The 24,868-nt window shown below is 71.1% G+C and carries 24 protein-coding genes and 3 pseudogenes; 20 read left to right on the top strand and 7 right to left on the bottom strand.

Annotation, left to right across the window (positions count from 1 at the left end; translation table 11 throughout):
- Positions 1-133 precede the first annotated feature (133 nt).
- Positions 134-1,450 carry a D-arabinono-1,4-lactone oxidase gene (locus AC5WS8_RS10135; RefSeq protein WP_496102982.1) on the bottom strand — a complete coding sequence of 439 codons (1,317 nt, stop codon included), beginning with the start codon at positions 1,448-1,450 and terminating at the stop codon, positions 134-136.
- 248 nt (positions 1,451-1,698) lie between these two features.
- On the opposite strand from AC5WS8_RS10135, the gene AC5WS8_RS10130 reads away from it, so the two are divergent.
- Together AC5WS8_RS10130 and AC5WS8_RS10125 are read left to right on the top strand one after the other, a co-directional pair.
- A complete protein-coding gene (locus tag AC5WS8_RS10130; protein ID WP_496102981.1) occupies positions 1,699-2,826 on the top strand; it encodes a ferrochelatase in 1,128 nt (375 codons plus the stop codon).
- Positions 2,823-3,653 (top strand): inositol monophosphatase family protein, encoded by an 831-nt coding sequence (locus AC5WS8_RS10125; protein WP_496102980.1) that lies wholly within the window; start codon positions 2,823-2,825, stop codon positions 3,651-3,653. The genes AC5WS8_RS10130 and AC5WS8_RS10125 overlap by 4 nt, the downstream gene beginning before the upstream one ends.
- A gap of 156 nt (positions 3,654-3,809) precedes the next feature.
- Here the strand turns inward: AC5WS8_RS10125 and AC5WS8_RS10120 are convergent, their stop codons facing one another.
- Positions 3,810-3,983, bottom strand: a complete 174-nt coding sequence (locus AC5WS8_RS10120) for a hypothetical protein (protein WP_388561937.1) — start codon at positions 3,981-3,983, stop codon at positions 3,810-3,812.
- A 420-nt stretch (positions 3,984-4,403) separates the two neighbouring features.
- On the opposite strand from AC5WS8_RS10120, the gene AC5WS8_RS10115 reads away from it, so the two are divergent.
- The 4 genes from AC5WS8_RS10115 to AC5WS8_RS10100 all read left to right on the top strand — a co-directional run bounded on the left by AC5WS8_RS10115 (position 4,404) and on the right by AC5WS8_RS10100 (position 7,888).
- On the top strand, positions 4,404-5,057 hold the full coding sequence (locus tag AC5WS8_RS10115) for a response regulator transcription factor (protein WP_360960674.1): 654 nt from the start codon (positions 4,404-4,406) through the stop codon (positions 5,055-5,057).
- Between the two features lie 5 nt (positions 5,058-5,062).
- Entirely contained in the window at positions 5,063-6,295 is a 1,233-nt protein-coding gene (locus AC5WS8_RS10110; RefSeq protein ID WP_496103153.1) for a sensor histidine kinase, read from the top strand.
- Positions 6,296-6,687: 392 nt separating this feature from the next.
- Entirely contained in the window at positions 6,688-6,984 is a 297-nt protein-coding gene (locus AC5WS8_RS10105) for a DUF4193 domain-containing protein (RefSeq protein WP_003993510.1), read from the top strand.
- Positions 6,985-6,997: 13 nt separating this feature from the next.
- Positions 6,998-7,888, top strand: a complete 891-nt coding sequence (locus AC5WS8_RS10100; protein WP_496102979.1) for a hypothetical protein — start codon at positions 6,998-7,000, stop codon at positions 7,886-7,888.
- A 40-nt stretch (positions 7,889-7,928) separates the two neighbouring features.
- Here AC5WS8_RS10100 and AC5WS8_RS10095 read toward each other — a convergent pair whose 3' ends face one another.
- A complete protein-coding gene (locus tag AC5WS8_RS10095; protein WP_496102978.1) occupies positions 7,929-8,402 on the bottom strand; it encodes a DUF3093 domain-containing protein in 474 nt (157 codons plus the stop codon).
- A gap of 58 nt (positions 8,403-8,460) precedes the next feature.
- On the opposite strand from AC5WS8_RS10095, the gene AC5WS8_RS10090 reads away from it, so the two are divergent.
- From AC5WS8_RS10090 to AC5WS8_RS10060, 7 genes are all read left to right on the top strand, one after another.
- Positions 8,461-9,045, top strand: a complete 585-nt coding sequence (locus AC5WS8_RS10090; RefSeq protein WP_496102977.1) for a PaaI family thioesterase — start codon at positions 8,461-8,463, stop codon at positions 9,043-9,045.
- On the top strand, positions 9,042-9,557 hold the full coding sequence (dut, locus tag AC5WS8_RS10085) for a dUTP diphosphatase (protein ID WP_496102976.1): 516 nt from the start codon (positions 9,042-9,044) through the stop codon (positions 9,555-9,557). The genes AC5WS8_RS10090 and dut overlap by 4 nt, the downstream gene beginning before the upstream one ends.
- A 1-nt stretch (position 9,558) precedes the next feature.
- Positions 9,559-10,320 carry a DUF3710 domain-containing protein gene (locus AC5WS8_RS10080; protein ID WP_496102975.1) on the top strand — a complete coding sequence of 254 codons (762 nt, stop codon included), beginning with the start codon at positions 9,559-9,561 and terminating at the stop codon, positions 10,318-10,320.
- Positions 10,321-10,575: 255 nt separating this feature from the next.
- A complete protein-coding gene (locus AC5WS8_RS10075; RefSeq protein ID WP_496102974.1) occupies positions 10,576-13,119 on the top strand; it encodes an ATP-binding protein in 2,544 nt (847 codons plus the stop codon).
- Entirely contained in the window at positions 13,116-13,799 is a 684-nt protein-coding gene (locus AC5WS8_RS10070) for a response regulator (RefSeq protein ID WP_496102973.1), read from the top strand. The genes AC5WS8_RS10075 and AC5WS8_RS10070 overlap by 4 nt, the downstream gene beginning before the upstream one ends.
- 61 nt (positions 13,800-13,860) lie before the next feature.
- Positions 13,861-14,259 carry an OB-fold nucleic acid binding domain-containing protein gene (locus tag AC5WS8_RS10065; RefSeq protein ID WP_200418474.1) on the top strand — a complete coding sequence of 133 codons (399 nt, stop codon included), beginning with the start codon at positions 13,861-13,863 and terminating at the stop codon, positions 14,257-14,259.
- Between the two features lie 3 nt (positions 14,260-14,262).
- Positions 14,263-14,997, top strand: a complete 735-nt coding sequence (locus AC5WS8_RS10060; RefSeq protein WP_496102972.1) for a DUF3159 domain-containing protein — start codon at positions 14,263-14,265, stop codon at positions 14,995-14,997.
- A 118-nt stretch (positions 14,998-15,115) separates the two neighbouring features.
- Here AC5WS8_RS10060 and AC5WS8_RS10055 read toward each other — a convergent pair whose 3' ends face one another.
- Both AC5WS8_RS10055 and AC5WS8_RS10050 read right to left on the bottom strand, forming a co-directional pair.
- The gene (locus AC5WS8_RS10055) at positions 15,116-15,793 is read right to left on the bottom strand and encodes a potassium channel family protein (protein WP_496102971.1); all 678 of its coding nucleotides are present in this window, start codon (positions 15,791-15,793) and stop codon (positions 15,116-15,118) included.
- Positions 15,793-16,464, bottom strand: a complete 672-nt coding sequence (locus AC5WS8_RS10050) for a potassium channel family protein (protein ID WP_496102970.1) — start codon at positions 16,462-16,464, stop codon at positions 15,793-15,795. The genes AC5WS8_RS10055 and AC5WS8_RS10050 overlap by 1 nt, the downstream gene beginning before the upstream one ends.
- A 282-nt stretch (positions 16,465-16,746) precedes the next feature.
- Between AC5WS8_RS10050 and AC5WS8_RS10045 the strand changes: the two genes are divergently transcribed.
- From AC5WS8_RS10045 to AC5WS8_RS10015, 7 genes and pseudogenes are all read left to right on the top strand, one after another.
- Complete coding sequence (locus AC5WS8_RS10045) at positions 16,747-18,825, top strand: APC family permease (protein ID WP_496102969.1); 2,079 nt, start codon at positions 16,747-16,749, stop codon at positions 18,823-18,825.
- Between the two features lie 132 nt (positions 18,826-18,957).
- The gene (locus tag AC5WS8_RS10040) at positions 18,958-20,286 is read left to right on the top strand and encodes a class I SAM-dependent RNA methyltransferase (protein ID WP_496102968.1); all 1,329 of its coding nucleotides are present in this window, start codon (positions 18,958-18,960) and stop codon (positions 20,284-20,286) included.
- 175 nt (positions 20,287-20,461) lie between these two features.
- Positions 20,462-21,544 (top strand): AI-2E family transporter, encoded by a 1,083-nt coding sequence (locus AC5WS8_RS10035; RefSeq protein ID WP_496102967.1) that lies wholly within the window; start codon positions 20,462-20,464, stop codon positions 21,542-21,544.
- A gap of 296 nt (positions 21,545-21,840) precedes the next feature.
- Positions 21,841-22,011: pseudogene (locus AC5WS8_RS10030) on the top strand (IMP dehydrogenase); the annotation flags it as partial.
- Between the two features lie 74 nt (positions 22,012-22,085).
- The gene (locus tag AC5WS8_RS10025) at positions 22,086-22,331 is read left to right on the top strand and encodes an SDR family NAD(P)-dependent oxidoreductase (protein WP_496102966.1); all 246 of its coding nucleotides are present in this window, start codon (positions 22,086-22,088) and stop codon (positions 22,329-22,331) included.
- Positions 22,332-22,426: 95 nt separating this feature from the next.
- Positions 22,427-22,591, top strand: a pseudogene (locus AC5WS8_RS10020) (SDR family NAD(P)-dependent oxidoreductase); the annotation flags it as partial.
- Positions 22,588-22,824 (top strand): annotated as a pseudogene (locus AC5WS8_RS10015) (cupin domain-containing protein); the annotation flags it as partial. The pseudogenes AC5WS8_RS10020 and AC5WS8_RS10015, both read left to right, overlap by 4 nt.
- Before the next feature lie 261 nt (positions 22,825-23,085).
- Here AC5WS8_RS10015 and AC5WS8_RS10010 read toward each other — a convergent pair.
- Both AC5WS8_RS10010 and AC5WS8_RS10005 read right to left on the bottom strand, forming a co-directional pair.
- Positions 23,086-23,844 (bottom strand): class F sortase, encoded by a 759-nt coding sequence (locus AC5WS8_RS10010; RefSeq protein WP_496102965.1) that lies wholly within the window; start codon positions 23,842-23,844, stop codon positions 23,086-23,088.
- Positions 23,845-23,988: 144 nt separating this feature from the next.
- The gene (locus tag AC5WS8_RS10005) at positions 23,989-24,711 is read right to left on the bottom strand and encodes a hypothetical protein (protein WP_496102964.1); all 723 of its coding nucleotides are present in this window, start codon (positions 24,709-24,711) and stop codon (positions 23,989-23,991) included.
- Positions 24,712-24,868 lie beyond the last annotated feature (157 nt).

Here is a 24,868-nt window from a genome sequence, read left to right as displayed (position 1 = left end):
GGCCGTCCGGTGTGCCGTTTTCGTGGCTGCCAAACGTGGCGTACATCATCTGACCGGCAGAAACGGAACGATTCGCTCAGGGTGCCGCCGCCCTGAGCACCCCTCAACTCGCAGGGGGCCGCGGGCCGGACGGCTAGGACCCCAGCACCCGGCGCAGATAGTCGTTGCCGAAGCGCCGGTCCGGGTCGAGACGATCCCTCAGCGCGGTGAACTCGGCGAAGCGCGGGTAGGCCTTGGCCAGGTACGCCGCGTCGCGCGTGTGCACCTTGCCCCAGTGCGGACGCCCCTCGTGGGCGGTGAGGATGCGCTCGGCGGCGGTGAAGTACGCCTGATAGGGCGTGCCGCGGAACATGTGTACGGCGACGTAGGCGCTGTCCCGGCCGGACGCCGTGGACAGCACGATGTCGTCGGCCGGGGCGGTACGGACCTCGACGGGGAAGCTGACGCGCAGGTCCGACCGGTCCACCATGGCCTTCAGTTCCCGCAGCGTCTCCACCAGGGCCTCGCGCGGGACGGCGTACTCCATCTCCACGAACCTCACCCGGCGCGGGGAGGTGTAGACCTTGTAGGGGATGTCGGTGTACGTACGCGCCGACAGGGCGCGGCTCGATATCCGGGCGATCGCCGGGATCGCCGCGGGAACGGCCTGGCCGACCCAGTTGGCCGCCTGGAAGACGCCGTTGGAGAGGAACTCGTCCTCGAACCAGCCGCTCACCTGCCCGACCGGCTGCCGGGGCCCCAGGCTGCGGTTGTTGCGCTTGGTGTTGGTGTTCCCGGTGTGCGGGAACCAGTAGAACTCGAAGTGCTCGTTCTCGGCCCACAGTTCGTCGAAGTCGTCGAGGACCTTGTCGAACGGCATCGGCTCCTCGCGTGCCGTGAGCAGGAAGAGCGGTTCCACCGCGAAGGTGATCGACGTGATGATCCCGAGTGCGCCCAGGCCGATGCGGGCGGCCGCGAAGACGTCCGGGTTCTCCCGCTCCGAACAGGTGAGCACCGAGCCGTCCGCCGTCACCAGTTCGAGGCCCTTGATCTGCGCGGCGATGGAGCCCGAGTCGCGGCCGGTGCCGTGCGTGCCGGTGCTGGTGGCGCCGGAGACGGTCTGCTCCATGATGTCGCCCATGTTCGTCAGCGACAGCCCCTCGCGCGCGAGCGCGGTGTTGAGCCTCTTGAGCGAGGTGCCCGCTCCGACGGTGACCGTGCCGGCCTCGCGATCGATGCGGATGCCGCTCAGCAGCTGGGGGCGGATCAGCACGCCGTCGGTGGCGGCGGTGGCCGTGAAGGAGTGTCCGGTGCCGACCGCCTTCACCCTGAGGCCGTCCTCGGCCGCCTTCCGCACAGCGGCGGAGAGCTCCTCCACCGAAGCGGGGGTGACCGCCCGTACGGGCCGGGCGGTGACGTTCCCCGCCCAGTTACGCCACGTGCCGCTCTTCCCGCTCACTGTGGTGCTCATGGGACCCTCCCCGCCGCGGATCCGGCCTTGCCCGGCCGGTGACGCCCGTACGGCCGTTCGGCAAGGGCCGTGGTGATCACCGAGGTGCGCGAACAGCCCGCAACGAACAGCGCCGTGATCGGAAACAGTACGTAAGTTTCCGACCAGTAGGAGGGGGATCATACTCACGGCCCCGGCACATGCGCCCAGCAATCGTCGGCGGCGGGTGGCCCGCCACGTTGTCGGTGGCGGGTGGCAGGATCGGAGACATGCCCGACGCACTCGACGCCAGCCCGTACGACGCCCTGCTGCTCCTCTCGTTCGGAGGCCCGGAGGGCCCGGACGACGTGGTCCCGTTCCTGGAGAACGTGACCCGGGGACGGGGCATCCCCAAGGAGCGCCTGAAGGAGGTGGGGCAGCACTACTTCCTCTTCGGCGGGGTCAGTCCCATCAACGGCCAGAACCGAGCCCTGCTCGACGCCCTCCGCAAGGACTTCGCCGACCACGGCCTGGACCTGCCGATCTACTGGGGCAACCGCAACTGGGCGCCCTACGTGACCGACACCCTGCGCGAGATGGTCACCGACGGCCACCGCCGCATCCTGGTCCTCGCCACCAGCGCGTACGCCTCGTACTCCGGCTGCCGTCAGTACCGCGAGGACCTCGCCGGAGCCCTGGCGACCCTGGAGGCCGAGGGGCTCGCGCTGCCGCGGGTCGACAAGCTGCGGCACTACTTCAACCACCCTGGCTTCGTGGAACCGATGATCGAGGGCGTCCTGAAGTCCCTCGCCAACCTCCCCGAGGAGGTACGGGCCGGTGCGCACATCGCCTTCAGCACCCACTCCGTCCCGACCTCCGCGGCCGACACCTCCGGCCCGGCCGACCGGCACGGCGACGGCGGGGCGTACGTCGAGCAGCATCTGGATGTGGCGCGGCTGATCGCCGGGGCGGTGCGCGAGCGGACCGGCGTCGACCACCCCTGGCAGCTCGTGTACCAGTCGCGCTCGGGCGCACCCCACATCCCGTGGCTGGAGCCGGACATCTGCGACCACCTCGAGGAGCTGCACGGCGCCGGGGTCCCTGCGGTCGTGATGGCGCCCATCGGGTTCGTCTCGGACCACATGGAGGTGCTGTACGACCTCGACACGGAGGCCACGGCGAAGGCCGCGGAGCTCGGGCTGCCGGTACGCCGGTCGGCCACCGTGGGCGCCGACCCGCGGTTCGCCGCCGCGATCCGTGACCTGATCGTCGAGCGTGCCGGGACCGAGCGCGGGCAGCAGGTGACCCCCTGCGCCCTCGGCGCCCTGGGCCCGAGCCACGACGTCTGTCCGGCCGGATGCTGCCCGGCCCGTGCCCCCAAGCCCGCCGCGGCGGGCGCCGACAGCCCCTACGCATGAGGAGCACCGTGACCGAGCAGTTCGAACCGTCCGAGCGGCTGAAGGCCGAACTCCTCGAGATCGCGCTGGAGGCCGCCGCGCGCGCGGGCGCCTTCCTGCGCGACGGGCGCCCCGACGACCTCGGGGTGGCCGCCACCAAGTCGAGCGCGATCGACGTCGTCACCGAGATGGACATCGCCTCCGAGAAACTGATCACCGGGCTGCTCGCCGACCGCCGCCCGGACGACGGCCTGCTCGGCGAGGAGGGTGCCAGCGCCGAGGGCACGAGCGGCGTCCAATGGGTGATCGACCCGATCGACGGCACCGTGAACTACCTGTACGGCCTGCCCAGTTGGGCGGTGTCCATCGCGGCCCGCAAGGACGGGGAGACACTCGTCGGGGTGGTCCACGCACCCATGCGCGGGGAGACCTTCCGGGCGGTCCTGGGCGCAGGCGCGTTCGTCAACGACCGCCCCGCGCGTGTGCGCCCCGCGCCCGAGCTGGGCCTCGCCCTGGTGGGCACCGGCTTCGGCTACCTCGCCGAGCGCAAGGTCCGGCAGGCCGAGGTGGTCCGGCGGATGATCCCCGAGGTGCGGGACATCCGCCGGGGCGGCTCCGCGGCGATCGACCTGTGCGATGTGGCGGCGGGCCGCCTGGACGCGTACTACGAGCGCGGCCTGAACCCCTGGGACTACGCGGCGGGCGACCTGATCGCCCGCGAGGCGGGCGCCCGCACCGGCGGCCGCCCCGGCGAGCCGGTATCCCCGGAGCTGACGATCGCCGCCCCACCGCCCCTGTTCGAACACCTCCAGACAAGGCTGGAGGAGCTGGGGGCGTGGCACGACTGACGGCCGGAGGACCGGCCCGGCGGGGACCGCCCCGCGGCGCCCGTGCCCGTGCCCCGCTGGGCCGCGCCCGGCACCCTCGCCCCGCCGGAAGCTGTCGTACGACGCGAAGCGGGGCCCCGGCCTGGATCTGCCGGGGCCCCGCTTCGTGCGAGCTGATCAGACGCGCGTCGCGGTGACTTCCACACCGTGCTCGGCGGCAAGGCGGTGCAGGTCGTCGAGCTCCGACTGCTCGACCTCCGCGAGGAAGTCGTCGCCGGTTTCGCGGGCCCGCGTCAGGTCGGACTCGGTCGCCCGTATGCGCTGCAGAAGTCCTGCGGTGAATGCGTCCATGCTGCGCCCCCTCGTCCTGGGTCGTGGGTCGGTGGCACGGGGGTGTGCCGTGTGGGAGGGGCGATCACGTCTCCGTTGGGTGCCCAGCGCAGCCCTGGCTGGGCGGCGACGGTGCCGGACACCCACGCCCGCTCTGCGGGAAGCGGTGAGCAGCCGACCACGTGGTGGTGTGCCACATGCAGAGAGTGATCGCGGGGTGTAAAGCCGTCCTCCCCCGGCTCCCTCCCGCGGAAACCTCAACCGCGCGAGAAAATTTCGCATTCCCGGACCCCCGGATCCGCCCCCGGAGGCCGCTTCCCGCCGCCTTACAGCCGGTTTACGGTCGAAAAGGGCAGGATGGAGCCCTTGACCAGTGACAGAACCTGCCCGTGGGCTGCCCGCAAACGGGCGACCCGGGTGGACAGAGGAAGGACAAGCGACGTGCGCGTACTCGTCGTCGAGGACGAGCAACTGCTCGCCGATGCGGTGGCCACCGGACTGCGCCGGGAGGCCATGGCCGTCGACGTCGTGTACGACGGTGCGGCCGCCCTGGAGCGCATCGGCGTCAACGACTACGACGTGGTCGTCCTCGACCGCGACCTCCCGCTCGTGCACGGCGACGACGTGTGCCGAAAGATCGTCGAGCTCGGCATGGCCACGCGTGTGCTGATGCTGACCGCGTCCGGCGACGTCAGTGACCGCGTGGAGGGCCTGGAGATCGGCGCCGACGACTATCTCCCGAAGCCGTTCGCGTTCAGCGAGCTCATCGCACGCGTGCGTGCCCTCGGCCGGCGTACGAGCGTGCCGCTGCCGCCCGTCCTGGAGCGCGCCGGGATCAAGCTCGACCCCAACCGCCGCGAGGTCTTCCGCGACGGCCGCGAGGTCCAGCTCGCTCCCAAGGAGTTCGCCGTCCTGGAGGTCCTCATGCGCAGCGAGGGCGCGGTCGTCTCGGCCGAGCAGCTGCTGGAGAAGGCCTGGGACGAGAACACCGACCCCTTCACCAACGTGGTACGCGTGACCGTGATGACCCTGCGCCGCAAGCTCGGCGAGCCCCCCGTCATCGTCACCGTTCCCGGCTCCGGATACCGGATCTGATGACCGTGGCCACGACACCCGCACCACCCACGGCGCCGCCCAAGCCCACCTGGGACCCCCGCAGGCCGGAACTGCCGTTCCCCTGGCTGCGTCCGACCATCCGCATAAGGCTCACGCTGCTCTACGGCGGCATGTTCCTGATCGCCGGCATCCTGCTGCTGTCGATCATCTACCTGTTCGCGGCGCACGCCCTCAACGCGGGCAGCGAACTCCCGTTCAAGATCCTTCAGGGCCAGGTGGCCAGCGACACCTGCAACCTGCCGCAGCAGACCTCGGCGAGCGTGCTCAACGACGCCCTGGACGCCTGCGTGAACGAACAGCGCCAGCACGCCCTGGACAACCTCCTCAGCCAGTCGCTGCTGGCCCTGCTCGGCCTCGCGGTGATCGCCTTCGCCTTCGGGTACGCGATGGCCGGCCGTGTGCTCTCGCCGCTCGGCCGGATCACCCGCACCGCACGTGCGGTGGCCGGCTCGGACCTGTCCCGCCGTATCGAGCTGGACGGCCCGGACGACGAGCTGAAGGAGCTCGCGGACACCTTCGACGACATGCTGGAGCGGCTGCAGCGGGCCTTCATGGCCCAGCAGCGGTTCGTCGGCAACGCCTCACACGAGCTGCGCACCCCGCTGGCCATCAACCGCACGCTGCTCGAGGTGCACCTGTCCGACCCCGGCGCCCCCGCCGAACTGCAGCAGCTCGGCAAGACGCTGCTCGCCACCAACGAGCGCAGCGAGCAGCTCGTGGAGGGCCTGCTGCTGCTCGCCCGCAGCGACAACCAGATCGTCGAGCGCAAGCCGGTCGACATCGCCGAGGTGGCCTCCCAGGCCATCGACCAGGTGCACGCCGAGGCGGAGGCCAAGGGCGTCGAGATCCGCGGCGAGCGAGCCCCCGTGGTCGTCCAGGGCAACGGTGTCCTGCTGGAGCGGATCGCCCTGAACCTCGTGCAGAACGCGGTGCGCTACAACATTCCGGAGGGCGGCTGGGTCGAGGTGACCACGCAGGCCGAGCACGGCCAGGCGGTGCTGGTCGTCTCGAACACCGGACCGGTGGTCCCCGCGTACGAGATCGACAACCTCTTCGAACCCTTCACGCGGCTGCGCACGGAGCGCACGGGCAGCGACAAGGGCGTGGGCCTCGGCCTGTCCATCGCGAGGTCCGTCGCCCGCGCCCACGGCGGTCACATCAGCGCACAGCCGCGCGAAGGGGGTGGGCTTGTGATGCGCGTCACCCTACCGCTCTGAGATCATGCCCCACCCTCGCCCCGGAGTTCGCTTTGGGCGGAATTTTCGGGCGAGGGTCCAGGTTGGGCGGTGTGCGATCGATCACAGGGAAATGATTCCGGCCACCTACGCTCCGTGATGTCGGGAGCGTCAACAAAGCCGGAATATCCGGGTTTTCCGGTGCCTGGATCACGGGTAGTACGCGGTGAGATGGCTTTGAACTGTGCCACCGGGACCGTGTACGGTCCGCTTCGCCATCCAAGCCGATCACTCTTGAGGAGTCCGGTTGGGTGTCGATTGAGTAACAGACCTTGATGTGAGGCAAAATCTCCGCCTCGAGGCGGGCACAAGTCCGGCCTCTCACGCGTTACGTGCGCTGGAGACACCGCAGAGACCCAGAGGGGGAGAGCGAAATGGCAACGGATTACGACACCCCACGCAAGACCGACGACGACGTCGACTCCGACAGCCTCGAAGAGCTGAAGGCCAGGCGGAACGACAAGTCCGCCTCCGCCGTAGACGTCGACGAGTTCGAGGCCGCGGAGGGCCTGGAACTGCCGGGCGCCGATCTTTCCAACGAGGAGCTGGCCGTCCGGGTGCTCCCGAAGCAGCAGGACGAGTTCACCTGCATGAGTTGCTTCCTGGTGCACCACCGCAGCCAGCTGGCACGGGAGAAGAACGGGCAGCCGATCTGCCGCGACTGCGACTGAGGCAGGGTCGGCCGTGACCGGCTCGACCCCTCCTTGGAAGCGCCGCTTCACACACGGGGGAGCGGAGCAGGAGCCCGACAAGGGCTCCCACGGCGCACGTGACGTCGAGCGGGGCTCTTCCGGTGAGAGAACAGCCTCGCTCGAATCGCATGCCCCGGCGGCCCCGGCGGGGCCCCTGGTGCCGGCCGTACGGCGCCGCGCGGCCGCCGTCCGCGGGGGAATCCGCACAGGACTCCGGGAGGGCGTCCGCAGGGGCGGCGACGCGGCCAGGGCGGCTCTGGCGTATCTCGCCGACCGGATCATCGACATGGCCCCGCGCATCCCGGTACGGGACCTCGCCGTCCTGCGCCGGCAGTTTCCCGGCCTCGGACCCGAGGAGATCGCCGACAAACTGGTCGCGGGCGCGGCGGCGGCGACGGCCACGGTCGGAGCCTCGGTCGGTGCCGCGGCGATGCTGCCGGTGCCTCCGGCCCTCCCGACCGAGCTGGCCGCGGAGATCACCGGTGTCGCGGCGATCGAGCTCAAGCTGATCGCCGAACTGCACGAGGTGTACGGGCTACGGCCGCCCGGCGGCCTCGCCCAGCGCAGCACGCTGTACCTGAGGTCCTGGGCCGGCGAGCGCGGGATCGACATGACCAACCCCGCCACCGTCGACGCGGCCCTCGGCGGACGCGTGAAGCGGGAGCTGCGACAGCGGATCATGAAGCGGGTGGTGCGGGACCTGCCCAACCTGATGCCGTTCATGGTCGGGGCCGCCGTGGGCGCGGTCATGAACCGCCGCGACACCCGCAGGGTCGCGCAGCGGATCCGGAACGATCTGCGCAGGATGCAGGTGCCGTGGGAGGCCCTGCCGGAACTGCCGCCGCTGGAGCAGCCACCGGGTCCCTCGCCGCTCGGGGAGTGAGCGGCCCGGCAACGTGGCCCGCCCTACAGGGCGACCCGCCCTACAGCGTCCCCCGGCTCTCCGCCCGGGCCGCCTTGATCGCCGCCGCCAGCTTCTCCGGCTCCCTGGTCGACAGGTAGAGGTACGGGGTCGGGTCCGCCGGATCCGTGACCTCCACCTTCAGCGCCGTCGGAATGTACGCGCGCAGCAGCATGAAAGCCCTCGTGTCCGCCTTGTACGTGCGCCAGGCGCGGGCCTCGTCCCGGTCCAGCACCTCCGCCTCGCCGAGCGCCGACACCGGGATCCTCGCCTCGCCCGCGATCAGCGCGTCGCCGACCACGCGGATGCGGATCGACCCGTAGGAGCTGGCCACGACCGCCGAGGCCGCGGTACCGCCGACCAGTCCGCCGAGCAGCGGAAGCGGTCCGAACGGCAGCAGTACCAGGGCCATGGCGACACCGACCAGGAGGCACATCAGCCACCAGGAGCGGGGCGCGGTCAGGCGTTCTTCGTACGGCGGCGCGGAGAGCTGCATGGAGCCAAGCTTGGCACGGTGTCCGCGACCCGTTCACGCGCGGGTAAGGTCTGCGCCTGTGAGTGGTACTTCCTCGGTTCTGACGCCCCCGGCCGACGCGGTGGCACCCGTACGGCACCCCGACGCCCCGGCGCCGGGTGAGCCCCTCGGCGCGCACTACGGGCAGTGTTTCGGGTGCGGGGGAGAGCAGCCGCACGGGCTGCGTCTCGAGGCGCGGGCCGGTGAGGGCGTGTCCGTCACCGCCGAGTTCACCGTCCGCCCCGCGCACCAGGGCGCGCCCGGCCTCGCTCACGGCGGGGTCCTCGCCACCGCCCTCGACGAGACCCTCGGCTCCCTGAACTGGCTGCTGCGCACCATCGCGGTCACAGGGCGGCTGGAGACCGACTTCGTACGGCCCGTGCCCGTGGGTACCGTGCTGTATCTGGAGGCCGAAGTGACGGCGGTGGCGGGACGCAAGATCTACTCGAGGGCGACCGGGCGGATCGGCGGCCCCGGGGGACCCGTCGCGGTCCGTGCCGAGGCCCTGTTCATCGAGGTGAAGGTGGACCACTTCACCGAACACGGCCGCGCCCAGGAGATCCGGGCGGCCATGGAGGACCCGGACCGGCTCCGGCGCGCACGAGCCTTCGAGGTGAACCCGTGAGCGGCGAACCGGTGAACGTGCAGATCCGGCGCGTCGACCCGGACGTACCGCTTCCGGCGTATGCGCACCCCGGTGACGCGGGAGCCGATCTGCGCACCACCGTCGGCTGCGAACTGGCACCGGGAGAGCGGGCCGTTCTGCCCACGGGCGTGTCTGTGGCGCTGCCGGAGGGGTACGCGGCCTTCGTGCATCCGCGGTCCGGTCTCGCCGCACGCTGCGGTGTCGCCCTCGTCAATGCCCCGGGGACGGTGGATGCCGGGTACCGTGGGGAGATCAAGGTGATCGTGGTGAATCTCGACCCGCGCGAGTCCGTGCGGTTCGAGCGCTTCGACCGGATTGCCCAACTGGTCGTCCAGCAGGTCGAGAGGGTCCGCTTCCAGGAGGTCGCGGAGCTTCCCGGCTCCGCGCGGGCCGAGGGGGGCTTCGGGTCCACCGGCGGTCATGCCGCCGTGGGCGGCACAACGGGTGGGAATCGATACGCTTCGGTCGTATCCGACCGGGAAGGACAGTGACGTGTTCGGACGTCGCAAGAAGAAGGGTGCCGCCGAGGACGCGGCCGGCGAGGCCGAGCAGGTCGTCGACGGTGTCGACACTGAGGCGGACGACGAGGTCGAGCGAGAGCGCGTGAGGCTCGAACCGGAGCCCCGGCCCGACGGCCCCTGGGACGTGTCCGAGGTCCGTGAGCCCGGCGAGGGCCGGGTGGACCTGGGCGGACTGTTCGTGCCCGGGGTCGAGGGCATGGAGTTGCGGGTGGAGGTCGCGGGCGACGCGATCGTCGCGGCGACCGTCGTGCTGCGCGACAGCGCCGTCCAGCTCCAGGCGTTCGCCGCGCCCAAGCGCGAAGGCATCTGGGGCGAGGTACGCGAGGAGATCGCCAGCGGGATCACCCAGCAGGGTGGCATTGTCGACGAGGTCGAGGGGCCGCTGGGCTGGGAGCTGCGCGCGCAGGTGCCGGTGCAGCTGCCGGACGGCACGAGCGGTTTCCAGGTGGTGCGGTTCGTCGGCGTGGACGGTCCCCGTTGGTTCCTGCGGGGCGTGATCTCCGGGCAGGGCGCCGTGCAGCCCCAGGCCGCCGGCCTGCTCGAGCAGATCTTCCGCGACACGGTCGTGGTCCGGGGCGACGGCCCGATGGCCCCGCGCGACCCGATCGTCCTGAAGCTGCCGAACGATGCGCAGATGGTGCCCGAGGGCGTCCAGCAGGAGGAGGGCGCCTCCCGCTTCTCCGGCGGCATGGGCCAGCTGCAGCGCGGCCCGGAGATCACCGAGGTCCGCTAGGCCCAGGAGACCACCGGAGGTCCGCCGGCAACCCCCGGCGCCGCCGCCGGCAGAACCACCACGGGGCCGCACCCCTCCCATGGAGCGCGGCCCCCGTGCCTTCCCCGTGGCGGACGTCGGCCCGCAGGGGCGTATCAGGGTTCCGTCAAAGAAGCCCCACCCCACGTCTCGTGCCCCATATGCCGTGATTATTGGCCGTAAGGTCGACGCAGCGTGCGCAGCTGCGGCGGGAAGACACCAGAAGACAATGGGGCCATGGGACGCGGCAAGCTTCGGATCTACCTCGGTGCGGCACCGGGCGTCGGCAAGACCTACGCCATGCTGTCCGAGGCGCACCGGCGCGTCGAGCGGGGCACGGACTGCGTGGTCGGCTTCGTGGAGCACCACGGCCGGCCGCGCACCGAGGTGATGCTGCACGGACTGGAGCAGGTCCCGCGCAGGGAGCTGGAGCACCGCGGAAGCGCCTTCACGGAGATGGACGTGGACGCCGTGCTGCTCCGCGCCCCCGCCGTCGCCCTGGTGGACGAACTCGCCCACACCAATGTCCCCGGCTCCCGCAACGCCAGGCGCTGGCAGGACGTCGAGGAGCTGCTGGCCGCCGGGATCGACGTCGTCTCCACCGTCAACATCCAGCACCTGGAGTCCCTCGGCGACGTCGTGGAGGCGATAACGGGCATACGGCAGCGCGAGACCGTCCCCGACGAGGTGGTGCGCCGCGCCGACCAGATCGAGCTCGTCGACATGTCTGCGCAGGCGCTGCGCAGGCGCATGGCGCACGGCAACGTCTACCGATCCGACAAGATCGACGCCGCCCTGTCGAACTACTTCCGGCCCGGGAACCTGACCGCGCTGCGCGAGCTGGCCCTGCTGTGGGTGGCGGACCGGGTCGACGAACACCTCAACGAGTACCGCAGCCGGCACCGGGTGTCGGCGATCTGGGGTTCCCGCGAGCGGATCGTCGTCGGCCTCACCGGCGGCCCCGAGGGACGAACTTTGATCCGCCGCGCCGCCCGCCTCGCGGAGAAGGGCGCCGGCGGCGAGGTCATGGCCGTCTACATCGCCCGCAGCGACGGGATCACCTCCGCCTCGCCCAAGGAACTCGCCGTCCAGCGCACCCTCGTCGAGGACCTGGGCGGCACCTTCCACCACGTGCTGGGCGACGACATCCCGGCGGCGCTGCTCGACTTCGCCCGCGGCGCGAACGCCACCCAGATAGTCCTCGGCTCCTCGCGCCGCAAGGCTTGGCAGTACGTCTTCGGGCCCGGCGTCGGCGCCACGGTCGCCCGCGAGTCCGGGCCCGACCTCGACGTGCACATCGTCACCCACGAGGAGGCCGCGAAGGGCCGCGGCCTGCCGGTGGCCCGCGGCGCGCGCCTCGGCCGTACCCGCATCATCGCGGGCTGGCTCGTCGGCGTCCTCGGCCCGGCCGTCCTCGCACCGCTGCTCAACGGCGTCCACCTGGGCCTCGCCAACGACATGCTGCTCTTCCTGACGCTGACCGTGGCGGCGGCCCTGCTCGGCGGGCTCCTCCCGGCACTCGCCTCGGCGGCCTTCGGCTCGTTCCTGCTGAACTACTACTACACGCCTCCGCTGCACCGGCTGACGATCGCCGATCCCCGGAACATCGTCGCCATCGCGATCTTCGTCGCGGTCGCGGTGTCGGTGGCCTCGGTGGTGGACCTCGCCGCCCGACGCACCCACCAGGCGGCCCGGCTGCGCGCCGAGTCGGAGATCCTCTCCTTCCTCGCGGGCAGCGTGCTGCGCGGCGAGACCGGCCTGGAGGCGCTCCTGGAGCGGGTGCGGGAGACCTTCGGCATGGAGTCCGCGGCACTGCTGGAACGCGAGAGCGACGTCGCACCCTGGGTCTGCGCGGGCAGCGTCGGCCCCGGCGCCCCGGTCGAACGGCCGGAGGACGCGGACGTGGACGTGCCCGCCGCGGACCACATGGCGCTCGCGTTGTCCGGGCGGGTCCTGCCCGCCTCCGACCGCCGGGTGCTGGCCGCCTTCGCCGCGCAGGCCGCGGTCGTCCTGGACCGGCAGCGTCTGCAGCAGGAGGCCGAACAGGCCCGCACCCTCGCCGAGGGCAACCGCATCCGCACCGCCCTGCTGGCCGCCGTCAGCCACGACCTGCGCACCCCCCTCGCGGGTATCAAGGCGTCGGTGACCTCCCTGAGGTCCGACGACGTCGAGTGGTCCGAGGAGGACCGCGCGGAACTTCTCGCGGCGATCGAGGAGGGCGCCGACCGGCTCGACCACCTGGTCGGCAACCTGCTCGACATGTCCCGCCTCCAGACCGGCACCGTCACCCCGCTGATCCGGGAGATCGACGTCGACGAGGTGGTCCCGATGGCGCTCGGCGGGGTGCCGGAGGACAGCGTGGACCTCGACGTCCCGGAGACGTTGCCGATGGTGGCCGTGGACGCCGGGCTGCTGGAGCGCACGGTGGCGAACCTCGTCGAGAACGCGGTCAAGTACAGCCCCCTCGGCACCTCCGTACTGGTCGCCGCCAGTGCCCTCGCCGACCGGGTCGAGGTGCGTGTCGTCGACCGCGGCCCGGGCGTGCCCGACGAGGCGAAGGAACGCATCTTCGAGCCCTTCCAGCGCTACGGCGACGCCCCCCGCGGCGCCGGCGTCGGCCTGGGTCTCGCGGTCGCCCGCGGCTTCGCCGAGGCCATGGGCGGCGGCCTGAACGCGGAGGACACCCCCGGCGGCGGGCTCACGATGGTCCTCACCCTCAGGGCCGCGAACGGCGTCCACCACCCCGTACGACTCGCCGAACCAGAAAGGCAGACCACATGACCCGGGTGCTCGTGGTCGATGACGAGCCGCAGATCGTGCGCGCCCTTGTGATCAACCTCAAGGCACGCAAGTACGACGTCGACGCGGCCTCCGACGGCGCGTCCGCGCTCCAGCTCGCCGCCGCGCGCCCCCCCGACGTCGTGGTCCTGGACCTCGGGCTGCCCGACCTGGAGGGCGTCGAGGTGATCAAGGGGCTGCGCGGCTGGACCCGGGTGCCGATCATCGTCCTGTCCGCCCGCCACTCCTCCGACGAGAAGGTCCAGGCGCTGGACGCGGGCGCCGACGACTACGTCACCAAGCCGTTCGGCATGGACGAGCTGCTGGCCCGCCTGCGCGCCGCCGTCCGCCGCGCGGAACCGACCGGGGGCGGCGAGGACGACGTCGTCGTGGAGACCGAGGGCTTCACCGTCGACCTGGCAGCGAAGAAGGTCAGCAGGGCCGGGAAGGACGTGCGCCTCACCCCCACGGAGTGGCACCTGCTGGAGGTGCTGGTCCGCAACACGGGCCGCCTCGTCAGCCAGAGACAACTGCTGCAGGAGGTGTGGGGGCCGTCGTACGGGACGGAGTCGAACTACCTGCGGGTGTACATGGCCCAGCTGCGACGGAAGCTGGAGGCGGACCCGTCGCATCCGAAGCACTTCATCACGGAGCCGGGTATGGGGTACCGGTTCGAGAAGTGAGCCGCGGGGGCGGGGCCGTGCAGCTGTACGTCGCTGTCGGCGCCCCCGGTACGCTTTCTGTATGAGCGCTGTTCCTCGTTCCGAGAAGCCGGTGGGCCGCCTCCGGCGCATGCTGGACCGGCTCTCCTCGTCGCAGGAGGACCTGGAGTCGGAGGAACTGCGGGAGGACGCCGAAACCGCGGGCTGTACGCGGATCGGTGACTGCCACGACCGACAGATCGTCACGGTTACTGGTACCTTGCGCACGGTCACGCTGCGCCCGCGGGCCGGTGTCCCGGCGCTGGAGGCCGAGCTGTTCGACGGTTCGGCCGCGCTGGACGTGGTGTGGCTCGGCAGGCGCTCGATCGTCGGGATAGAGCCGGGACGCAAGCTGATCGCGTCAGGCCGGATCTCGATGAGCCGGGGCCGCAGAGTGCTGTTCAACCCCAAGTACGAACTCAGACCGCTCGGACGGGAGTAGCCGGTGACGTCACTCGAGAAGCCGACCGAAGACGCCCAGCAGGATCCGCGGGCGGTGACGGAGGCCGCGCTCTTCGAGGCGTTCGGCGGGGTCCGCGGCATGGTCGAGACCGTGGTGCCCGGCCTGTTCTTCGTCACCATCTTCACCATCAACAAGAACCTGCACTGGTCGGCGATCGTCGCGCTCGCGGTGTCCTTGCTGCTGGTGGTGGTCCGCCTCGCCATGCGGGACACCGTGAAGCACGCCTTCAGCGGCGTCTTCGGTGTCGCGTTCGGCGTGGTCTTCGCGATGATGACCGGCAACGCGAAGGACTTCTACCTCCCGGGCATGCTCTACACGCTGGGCCTGGCTCTCGCGTACATCGTCACCACGCTCGCCGGTGTCCCGCTGATCGGCCTGATCCTCGGCCCGGTCTTCAAGGAGAACCTCTCCTGGCGCACGCGCAACCCGGGTCGCAAGAGGGCGTACGCGAAGGCCAGTTGGGCCTGGGGACTGATCCTGCTCGGCAAGTGCGCGATCCTCTTCCCTCTGTACTGGTGGGCGGACACCGCCCAACTGGGCTGGGTCCTGATCACGTTGAAGATCCCGCCGTTCCTGCTCGCCGTGTGGCTGACATGGGTCTTCCTGGCGAAGGCGCCCGCGCCGATCGACGTGTTCGCGGAGATGGAGGCCGAAGAGGCTGCGGAGGCTGCCGCCAAGAGCGAGGGAGCAGTCGGGCGGCACCGCCGCGAGGCCTAGTCCCCGGTGCCGGGTGCCGTCCGGGGGATGTCGCCCCCGGACTCCCGCTGGACGCCGCTGTGAAGCGGCCGACGGTGCGCCCGGACATCCCGGGCGCACCCTGACCGGACCGTCGGGCCTAACCCGCCGCGTCCTCCCTGCGCACCGACAGGAGTTCCTCCAGCTGCCCCTCGCGTGCCTGGGCCGCCACGAACAGAAGTTCGTCGCCCGCTTCCAGGGAGTCCTCCTGGGAGGGGGTCAGGACCCGGGTGCCGCGGATGATCGTCACCAGGGACGTGTCCTCGGGCCAGTGCACATCGCCGACCTGCGTCCCCGCCAGGGCCGACTCGGGCGGCAGGGTCAGCTCCACCAGGTTGGCGTCGCCGTGGCTGAAGCGGAGCAGACGGACCAGGTCGCCGACGCTCACCGCCTCCTCCACCAGCGCCGACATCAGGCGCGGTGTGGACACGGCCACGTCCACGCCCCACGCCTCGTTGAACAGCCACTCGTTCTTCGGGTTGTTGACCCGGGCGACGACGCGCGGGACGCCGTACTCCGTCTTCGCCAGCAGCGACACGACCAGGTTCACCTTGTCGTCGCCCGTCGCGGCGATCACCACGTTGCAGCGCTGGAGCGCCGCCTCGTCCAGGGACGTGATCTCGCAGGCGTCGGCCAGCAGCCACTCCGCCTGCGGGACGCGCTCGACCGAGATCGCGGTCGGCGCCTTGTCGATGAGAAGGACCTCGTGGCCGTTCTCCAGCAGTTCGCCCGCGATCGAGCGACCGACCGCGCCGGCACCGGCAATGGCGACCCTCATCAGTGACCGCTCTCCTCTTCAGGGCCCTCGGCGAACGCCGCCTCGACCTTCTCGACGTCGTCCGTCCGCATCATCACGTGCACGAGGTCGCCCTCCTGCAGGACCGTCTGCGAGGTGGGCAGCATCGCCTCGCCCAGCCGGGTGAGGAACGCCACCCGGACGCCGGTCTCCTCCTGCAATTTGCTGATCTTGTGGCCGACCCACTTCGGCGACGCGTGCACCTCCGCGAGCTGGACCCCGCCGGTGGGGTCCCGCCACAGCGGTTCGGCTCCGGAGGGCAGCAGACGCCGAAGCATCTGGTCCGCCGTCCAGCGGACCGTCGCGACGGTCGGGATGCCGAGCCGCTGGTAGACCTCGGCGCGGCGGGGGTCGTAGATCCGGGCCGCGACGTTCTCGATGCCGAACATCTCCCGGGCCACCCGCGCCGCGATGATGTTCGAGTTGTCGCCGCTGGACACAGCGGCGAAGGCACCGGCCTCCTCGATGCCCGCCTCGCGCAGGGTGTCCTGGTCGAAGCCGACGCCGGTGACACGACGGCCGCCGAACCCGGAGCCCAGTCGTCGGAAGGCGGTGGGGTCCTGGTCGATCACGGCGACCGTGTGCCCCTGTTGCTCCAGGGTCTGGGCAAGAGCGGAACCCACTCTTCCGCAGCCCATGATGACGATGTGCACGACCGTCCTTCCGGTGTCAATGGTTACGACTCAGTCCACACAGGTTCTCAGACCGCCGCCCAAGCTACACACGCGCGGTCCGTCCGTGGGACCCCTGTGCACCGTGCCGGGTCCGTCGTGAGGAAACCTCCGGTGCGGCAACCGAAGGGGCTTTGTCATTGAGGCATGCCGAGCTCCTCACCTGCCCGATCCGCGGCGCGCCCCCACAAGGATTCCACTCGTGAGGCAGATCTCCCCCGGCGGGTGGAGGGGCGCCCGAACGACCCCTTACGATCCTCTGTTGTGTCCAAACTGACCGACGTGCCCAAACGGATCCTGATCGGGCGCGCACTGCGCAGCGACCGGCTTGGCGAAACGCTCCTGCCGAAGCGCATCGCACTCCCCGTCTTCGCCTCCGACCCGCTCTCCTCCGTCGCGTACGCGCCCGGAGAAGTCCTGCTGGTCCTGTCCATCGCGGGCGTGTCGGCCTACCACTTCAGCCCCTGGATCGCCGTCGCCGTCGTCGTGCTCATGTTCACGGTGGTCGCCTCCTACCGGCAGAACGTGCACGCGTACCCGAGCGGCGGCGGCGACTACGAGGTGGCCACCACCAACCTCGGCCCCAAGGCCGGCCTCACCGTCGCGAGCGCCCTGCTCGTCGACTACGTCCTCACGGTCGCCGTGTCGATCTCCTCCGGCATCGAGAACCTGGGCTCCGCGATCCCGTTCGTCGTCGAGCACAAGGTGTTCTGCGCGGTCGCCGTGGTCGTGCTGCTCACGTTGATGAACCTGCGGGGCGTCAAGGAGTCCGGCACGCTGTTCGCGATCCCGACGTACGTCTTCGTCGCGGGCGTCTTCATCATGATCATCTGGGGCGCGTTCCGCGGGCTGGTCCTCGACGACACGATGCGGGCGCCGACGGCCGCGTACCGGATCAGGGCCGAGCACCAGGGCATAGCGGGCTTCGCGCTCGTCTTCCTCCTGCTGCGAGCCTTCTCCTCCGGCTGTGCGGCCCTCACCGGCGTCGAGGCGATCTCCAACGGCGTCCCGGCCTTCCGCAAGCCCAAGTCGAAGAACGCGGCGACGACGCTCGCCATGATGGGCCTGCTCGCCGTCACCATGTTCTGCGGCATCATCGCCCTCGCCATGACGACCAAGGTCCACATGGCCGAGAACCCGGCCACCGACCTGCTCCGCGGCGGCAACCCGCTCGGTTCCGGATACGTCCAGAACCCGGTGATCTCCCAGGTCGCCGAGGCCGTCTTCGGCAAGGGCAGCTTCCTGTTCGTCGTCCTGGCCGCCGCCACCGCGCTGGTGCTGTTCCTCGCCGCGAACACCGCCTACAACGGCTTCCCGCTGCTCGGCTCGATCCTCGCCCAGGACCGCTACCTGCCGCGCCAGCTGCACACCCGGGGCGACCGCCTCGCCTTCTCCAACGGCATCGTGCTGCTCGCCGGCGCGGCGACTTTGCTGATCTTCCTCTACGGCGCCGACTCGACGCGGCTGATCCAGCTGTACATCGTGGGCGTGTTCGTGTCCTTCACGCTCAGCCAGACCGGCATGGTCAAGCACTGGAACCGCCACCTGGCCGCCGAGACCGACCAGGCCAAGCGGCGCCACATGATGCGCTCGCGCGCCATCAACGCCTTCGGTGCCTTCTTCACCGGCCTGGTGCTGGTCGTCGTCCTGGTCACGAAGTTCACGCACGGCGCCTGGGTCGCCCTGCTCGGCATGTGCATCTTCTACGCGACGATGACCGCGATCCGCCGGCACTACGACGGCGTGGCCGAGGAGCTCACCGCGCCCGAGGGCCCCAGCGACGACAGCGTGCGCCCCTCCCGGGTCCACTCGGTCGTCCTGATCTCCAAGATCCACCGCCCCACGCTGCGCGCCCTCGCCTACGCCACACTTCTGCGCACGGACACCCTGGAGGCGCTCAGCGTCAACGTCGACCCGGCGGAGACGAAGGCCCTCAGGGAGGAGTGGGAACGGCGCGGCATCGACGTACCGCTGAAGATCCTGGACTCGCCGTACCGGGAGATCACCCGCCCGGTGATCGAGTACGTGAAGGGCCTGCGCCGCGAGTCCCCGCGCGACGCCGTCTCCGTGATCATCCCCGAGTACGTGGTGGGTCACTGGTACGAGCATCTGCTGCACAACCAGAGCGCGCTGCGGCTCAAGGGCCGTCTGCTGTTCACGCCGGGCATCATGGTGACCTCGGTGCCGTACCAGCTGGCGTCCTCGGAGGCGGCCAGGCAGCGGGCCCGCAGGCGGCAGGAGTGGAACGCGCCGGGCGCGGTGCGGCGCGGGCCGGCCCAGGAGCGGACGCGGGAGCCGTCGGGCTCCCGGGCGTCCCGGTCTTCCGACGCCTCGCAGAGCTGACCCCGCCGGGGACCGTGGTGAACGGCCGGACGGCACCCACGTAGACTGGTGGGCTGTTGTCCGGCCGAGCCGTTCGACGCGCCGTCGACGTGCTCGCGCCCCTTCGCGCATCTGGATCTGGAGTCGCCCCCCATGCAGGCAGAACCGAAGAAGTCGCTGGTGGGGGAGGAGTACGAGGTCGAGATCGGCCCCGTCGCCCACGGCGGCCACTGCATCGCCCGTACGGACGCCGGCCAGGTCCTCTTCGTCCGGCACGCACTGCCCGGCGAGCGGGTCGTGGCCCGGGTGACCGAAGGCGACGAGGGAGCCCGCTTTCTGCGCGCGGACGCGGTGCGGGTGCTGGACGCGTCGAAGGACCGCGCGGAGGCGCCCTGCCCCTACGCCGGCCCCGGCCGCTGCGGCGGCTGCGACTGGCAGCACGCCAAGCCGGGTGCGCAGCGCCGGCTGAAGGCCGAGGTGATCGCCGAGCAGCTGCGCCGGCTCGCGGGTCTCACCCCCGAGGAGGCGGGCTGGGACGGCACGGTGGTGCCGGCGGAGGGCGACAAGCTGCCGGCCGGCCAGGTGCCGCAGTGGCGTACCCGGGTGCAGTACGCGGTGGACCCGTCCGGCAGGGCGGGCCTGCGCCGGCACCGCTCCCACGAGGTCGAGCCGATCGACCACTGCCTGATCGCCGCCGAGGGCGTCACTGAGCTGGGCATCGAGAAGCGGGACTGGACGGGGATGGACTCCGTCGAGGCGATCGCGGCGACGGGCTCGCAGGACCGCCAGGTCATCCTGACCCCGAAGCCGGGCGCGCGCCTGCCGCTGGTGGAACTGGACAAGCCCGTCTCCGTCCTGCGCGTCGACGAGAGGACGGGCGGCGTCCACCGCGTCCACGGCCGTCCCTTCGTCCGCGAACGCGCCGACGGCCGTACGCACCGCGTCGGGGCGGGCGGCTTCTGGCAGGTCCATCCCAAGGCGCCGGACACCCTGGTCACCGCGGTGATGCAGGGCCTGCTGCCCCGCAAGGGCGACACGGCGCTCGACCTGTACTGCGGTGTCGGCCTCTTCGCGGGCGCGCTGGCCGACCGGGTCGGCGAGAAGGGCGCGGTGCTCGGCATCGAGTCCGGCAGGCGCGCGGTGGAGGACGCCCGGCACAACCTCGCCGACTTCCCGCGGGTCCGCGTCGAACAGGGCAAGGTCGAATCGGTCCTGCCGCGCACGGGCATCACGGAGGTCGACCTGATCGTCCTCGACCCCCCGCGAGCGGGGGCGGGACGTGCGACGGTGGCCCACCTCTCCACGCTGGGCGCACGGAGGATCGCCTACGTCGCCTGCGACCCGGCCGCCCTGGCACGGGACCTGGCGTACTTCCGGGAGGGCGGGTACCGGGTGCGGACGCTGCGGGCGTTCGATCTGTTCCCGATGACGTCGCACGTGGAGTGCGTGGCTCTTTTGGAGCCTGCTGTGAAGGGCGCTTGACCTGCGGCTTTGTGGCGCAGGCGGGGCGGCCGGCCTGTTCCTCTCCACGCAGCCCCGTGGCCTTCTCCAGCGCCGGCCGATCACCGGCGGCTCAGCGATGGGTGCTGGCGCCGCCTCCTCGTTTCCCATGACTGGGGCTGGGCACCCGGTGCCCATGGCGTCGCGTCCGGTTCCGGTGCGAACCATCCTCGCCACCATCGGGCTGCTGCTCGCCACCTACGTCGTACTCGAACTGGTGGTTCACGCTCGCCGGGTCTTGATCTGGGCGGTCATCGCGTTGTTCTTGGCCGTCTCCCTCCATCCGGCCGTCGAGGTGCTGCAGCTACGGGCGCCGCGGTGCCGACGGTCGGTCGCCACCTTGCTGGTCTTCTTGGCTGCTGCCGCAGCCGTCGGCGCGGTGATCGCCCTGTTCGTCATTCCCCTGGCCCAGGAGGGAAGCAGGTTCGCCGATCGGCTGCCCGCGATGATCAGGGACGTCCGAGCCGGCCGCGGGCCGGTCGGCAACCTGCTGGAGCGGATGCACGCTCTGCAGTATGCCCAGCGGCATCAGGCGCAGATCCGGGCGTTCGCCACCGGGCTGAGCACGCCCGCCTTGAAATTCGTCCGCAGTGCTGCGAGTACCGCGACCGGCGCTCTCACGATTTTTGTCCTGGCTTACCTAATGGTCCTGGAGGGCCCAAAGGCCATAGATCGGTCCTTGGCTCTCTTGGACGAGGCGCCCGCGGCCCGCATGCGCCGCGTCGGTGCCGCGTGCGCCCGAACTGTCAACGGTTACCTGACCGGAAACCTGCTGATCAGCTTCATATGCGGGCTCCTGACCTACGTCATGCTGCTGGTTTCCGGAGTGCCGTTCGCCGGTCTGTTGGCCCTCTTCGTCGCCCTGACCGACCTGATTCCTCTGGTGGGGGCCACCATTGGTGCGGTGGTCGCTTCCGCAGTAGCGTTCGTCCACTCCCTGCCGGCCGGCATTGGGGCCATCGTCTTCTTCATCGTCTACCAGCAGGCCGAGAACCACCTGTTGCAACCGGTCATCCTGTCCCGGACGGTCAAGCTCAATCCCCTCACCGTGCTGCTGGCCGTCTTGATCGCCGCCGAAGTTGCCGGGATCCTCGGTGCCCTGCTGGCGATTCCCGTCACCGGCATCATCCAGGTTGTCCTCGGTGACATCTGGGCTCACCGCGACGGTCGGTCGCTGAGGCCGCCGATGCAGGCGGACAACAGCCCCGAGGACGCGGACCGGTCCGGCGACCCCGAATGATCGCCGCATGGTGTTTCAGCCCCACCAGCGCAGCGAGGGCGTCGTGGGCGTCCCCCTGTTTCATGGTGACGCCCGTCCGCACCCCCAGCACTGCTCGACCGAGCCGGATGGATCGGACGTGGCCGGCGACGATTCTGCACAGTTGGCGCTGTCCTCATGGCGATCTCGGCGTTATCAGGCGTGCACACATTGGCCGAGACGTTCTCGGACGGGCCATGGCCGGATCATGCCGGCCGCCCTGACGTTCCTGCGCGCTGTGTGCCTCCAGGGTGCGGACGGCACGCCCCTGGGCGTGCGGCGGCCCCGCCCCCGTGCGCCGCTACCTGCCCGACCTCATCGACCACGTCCTGACCGGCCGGATCGACCCGGGCAAGGTCTTCGACCTCACCCTTCCCCTGGACCAGGTCGCCGAGGGCTACAAGGCGATGGACGAGCGCCGCGCCATCAAGGCACTTCTCAAGCCCTGACCCCGTGCGTTCCCGTGTCGCCGGGGCCGGCCGCCCCGCCCCGGCGCCGGCCCTTCATGGAGGGGACCCCCGGCATGCCCCGTTCGCTCTCGTCGGTGCCGGGTGCCGGTGCTTGCCCCGGCCTCGGGCCGGCCACCGCACGCCGCTTCGGCGCCGTCGGCCACGGCGTCGCCCTGATCGCCCGCAGCGCCGAACACCTCGGGCACCTGACGGACGGTCTCCTCCGCGAAGGCATCGAGGCTTGTGGCTTCCCGACGGACGTCCCGGACCCGGCCGCGCTCACCGGCGCCCTCCAGGACGCCGCCGAGGCACTGACCTGACCCCGGTGTCCTCACACCCACTCGGCGTGCGGCCCTGTACGCCCCTCTATGCACGCCTGCACGCCTGCACGCCGCGCGGAAAGGGAAGCGCCCCGTTGACCCCCACGTACGACTTCACCGGCCAGGTCGCGTTCGTCACCGGAGCCTCCTCCGGCATGGGCCTGGCCACCGCCCGCGCCTTCGCCGAGGCGGGCGCCGCAGTCGGTCTCGCCGACATCCACGAAGCCGCTCTCGACGCGGCGGTGCGGCAGTTCACCGAACCACCGACGGTGTCGGACTCGTCGGCACCCGCGACGGAGACGTCGTACGGGTCAGCGCCGGGCAGACCGTCACGTGCCCGCCCGGCGAGGAGCACTGGCACGGAGGCACCGACACCACTCTCCTGGCCCACATCGCCATGGTCGTCGGCGACGCCGACGGCGATGGTACCACGTGGCTGGAACCTGTGACCGCCGAGCAGTACGCCGCGGTGCTCGCCACCGTCACCCGCTGAAGCCGAGTACGACGGTCGGCCACGTGTGGGTCCGGCCAGGGGTGCAGTCGTCCCTCACCCGGATCCGCCCGTACCGAGCAGCGGTCGCACTCTCCCTGCCGGCGCGCGAAGTGTCGGGATCGACTCGTGACAGCCCTGCGGTCCGCGGACCGGCCGAAGGGGGGCATCCCGTCATGACGCTCGTTTGACGCTCCGTCTCGACGACCCACCGACGCGCGCGGCGCACCGTCGGCAGGTCGCCGGTCCGCCGCACCCGCGCGGTCATACCGCCGGTCGCCTGGCCGAGACGAGATGGGCGAACACCACCACGTTGGACTCGTAGTCGTGGACGCTGCGGTTGTAGACGCCGCCACAGGTGATCAGCCGGAGCTGAGGGGTCGGGGCATCGGCGTACACCCGGTCGTCCGGGAAGCCGGCCTTGCTGAAGGTTTCGACCGAGTCGACCTTGAACCTGGCGACGATGCCGTCGTCCCGGGTGATGTCCACCCTGCTGCCCGGCCTGAGGGTGCGCAGCAGCACGAACACCGCCGGACCGGTCTTGGTGTCGACGTGCCCCACCACGATCGAGGTGCCCCGCTCGCCCGGCGAGGCGCCGCCCCGGTACCAGCCCACCAGGTTGGTGTTGGTCCCCGGCGGCGGGTTCAGGTGTCCGGAGGCGGCCAGGGAGAGTTCCGTGAACGGTGCGTCCACCCCGATCTGCGGAATCTCGATCCGCTTCGGCGCCGACCGCGGCAGTCCCCGCCGCTGAGGGCTGGCCGTCGTATCCGGTCCCGGAGCCACCGGGGTGGCGGTCGCCGGTGGGGCCGCGTCCACGGGCGGGTCCAGGTTCGCGGGCGGGACGGCGATCGTGGTCGGAGCCACCGGCTTGGGGTCCGCCGGGGTGCCGGTCAGTGAGTTGTGGATGAGCAGAGCGCCCAGCCCCATCGCCACGGCCGGCCACATCAGAGCACGGCCGGCGGTACGACGGGGCTTGGGTCCGCTCAGCGGCCGATCCGGTGGGGCGGACTGTGAGAGGGCCATCGGACAGTGCCTCTTATCGACGGGGGCCAGGGTCGGACTTCAGGCGCCGGCGGCATCCGGCGCAAGCGCCGCAGCCGCGGACGCCGTCACCCTGTTGAGGACGACAGCGGCCGCGACCGCGCAGCGATCGGCGAGGCCGGCCGATCAGGCACCGGCAACACTCGACGCGCCCCGGCGCCGCAGCATGTACGCTCCCGCACCGAGACCGCCGAGGAGCAGCACCGAGCCCGCGGCCAGGCCGCTGCCGGAGTCCGCCAGCCCGCCGCCACCGGCCTTCACCCCACCGCGGGGCTTCTTCGACCCGTGCTCCTCGCTCCCGCCCCAGTGCTCCTCGCCCCCGCGCTCCTCGCTCCCGCTCGCTCCCTCGTCCTCGTCGCCCTTCTGCCGCGCACCACCATGGCCGTGCTCGCCGCCGTGCTCCTCCTCCTGCCCGAACTGGTCGTCCTCGCCCGACCAGCCGCCCTCGTCCTGCTTGGCCATGGCCAGCGCGCCGCCACCGGCCTTCACCCCACCGCGCGGCTTGCCCTTGGAATGGCCGTGCTCACCGTGCCTCGACTCCCCGCCCTTGTCGCTGTCACCCTCCTCGCCCTTGCTGAACTCCTCGCCCTTTTCCTCGCCGTTCTCCTCGCCCTTGGACTCCCGGCCCTTGTACTCCTCGCTCTTGCCGCCGTACTCCTCGTCCTCGGAATCCTTGCCCTTGTGGTGGCCGTGCTCCCTGCCCTCGTGGTGGCCGTGCTCCTCGCCGCCGCGGGAACCGCCGTCCGCAGCCCGAACCTCGGGCACCGACACGGCGAACGCGGCGGGAGCGGAGAACACGACGGCAGCGGCGATCGCCGCGGAGGCGAACATGGTCCGGGTCGCTCGCATGAGAGGTAGTCCTTCCATCGCCACCACGAAGGCCGGCACCACGCCGGCACAGGGAAATCGCAGCAGCGACGTGATCACCTTCAACCCGAGGAGCACCTCCCACCACTGCAGAACACGGCAAGCGAGCGAGCTCGTACTCCCTCCGGGTGCCTGCGGG

This window comes from Streptomyces sp. PTL18, from assembly GCF_059510295.1.
The sequence above is the reverse complement of the archived record's forward strand: the minus strand, read 5'-3'. Positions and strand labels throughout refer to the sequence as shown.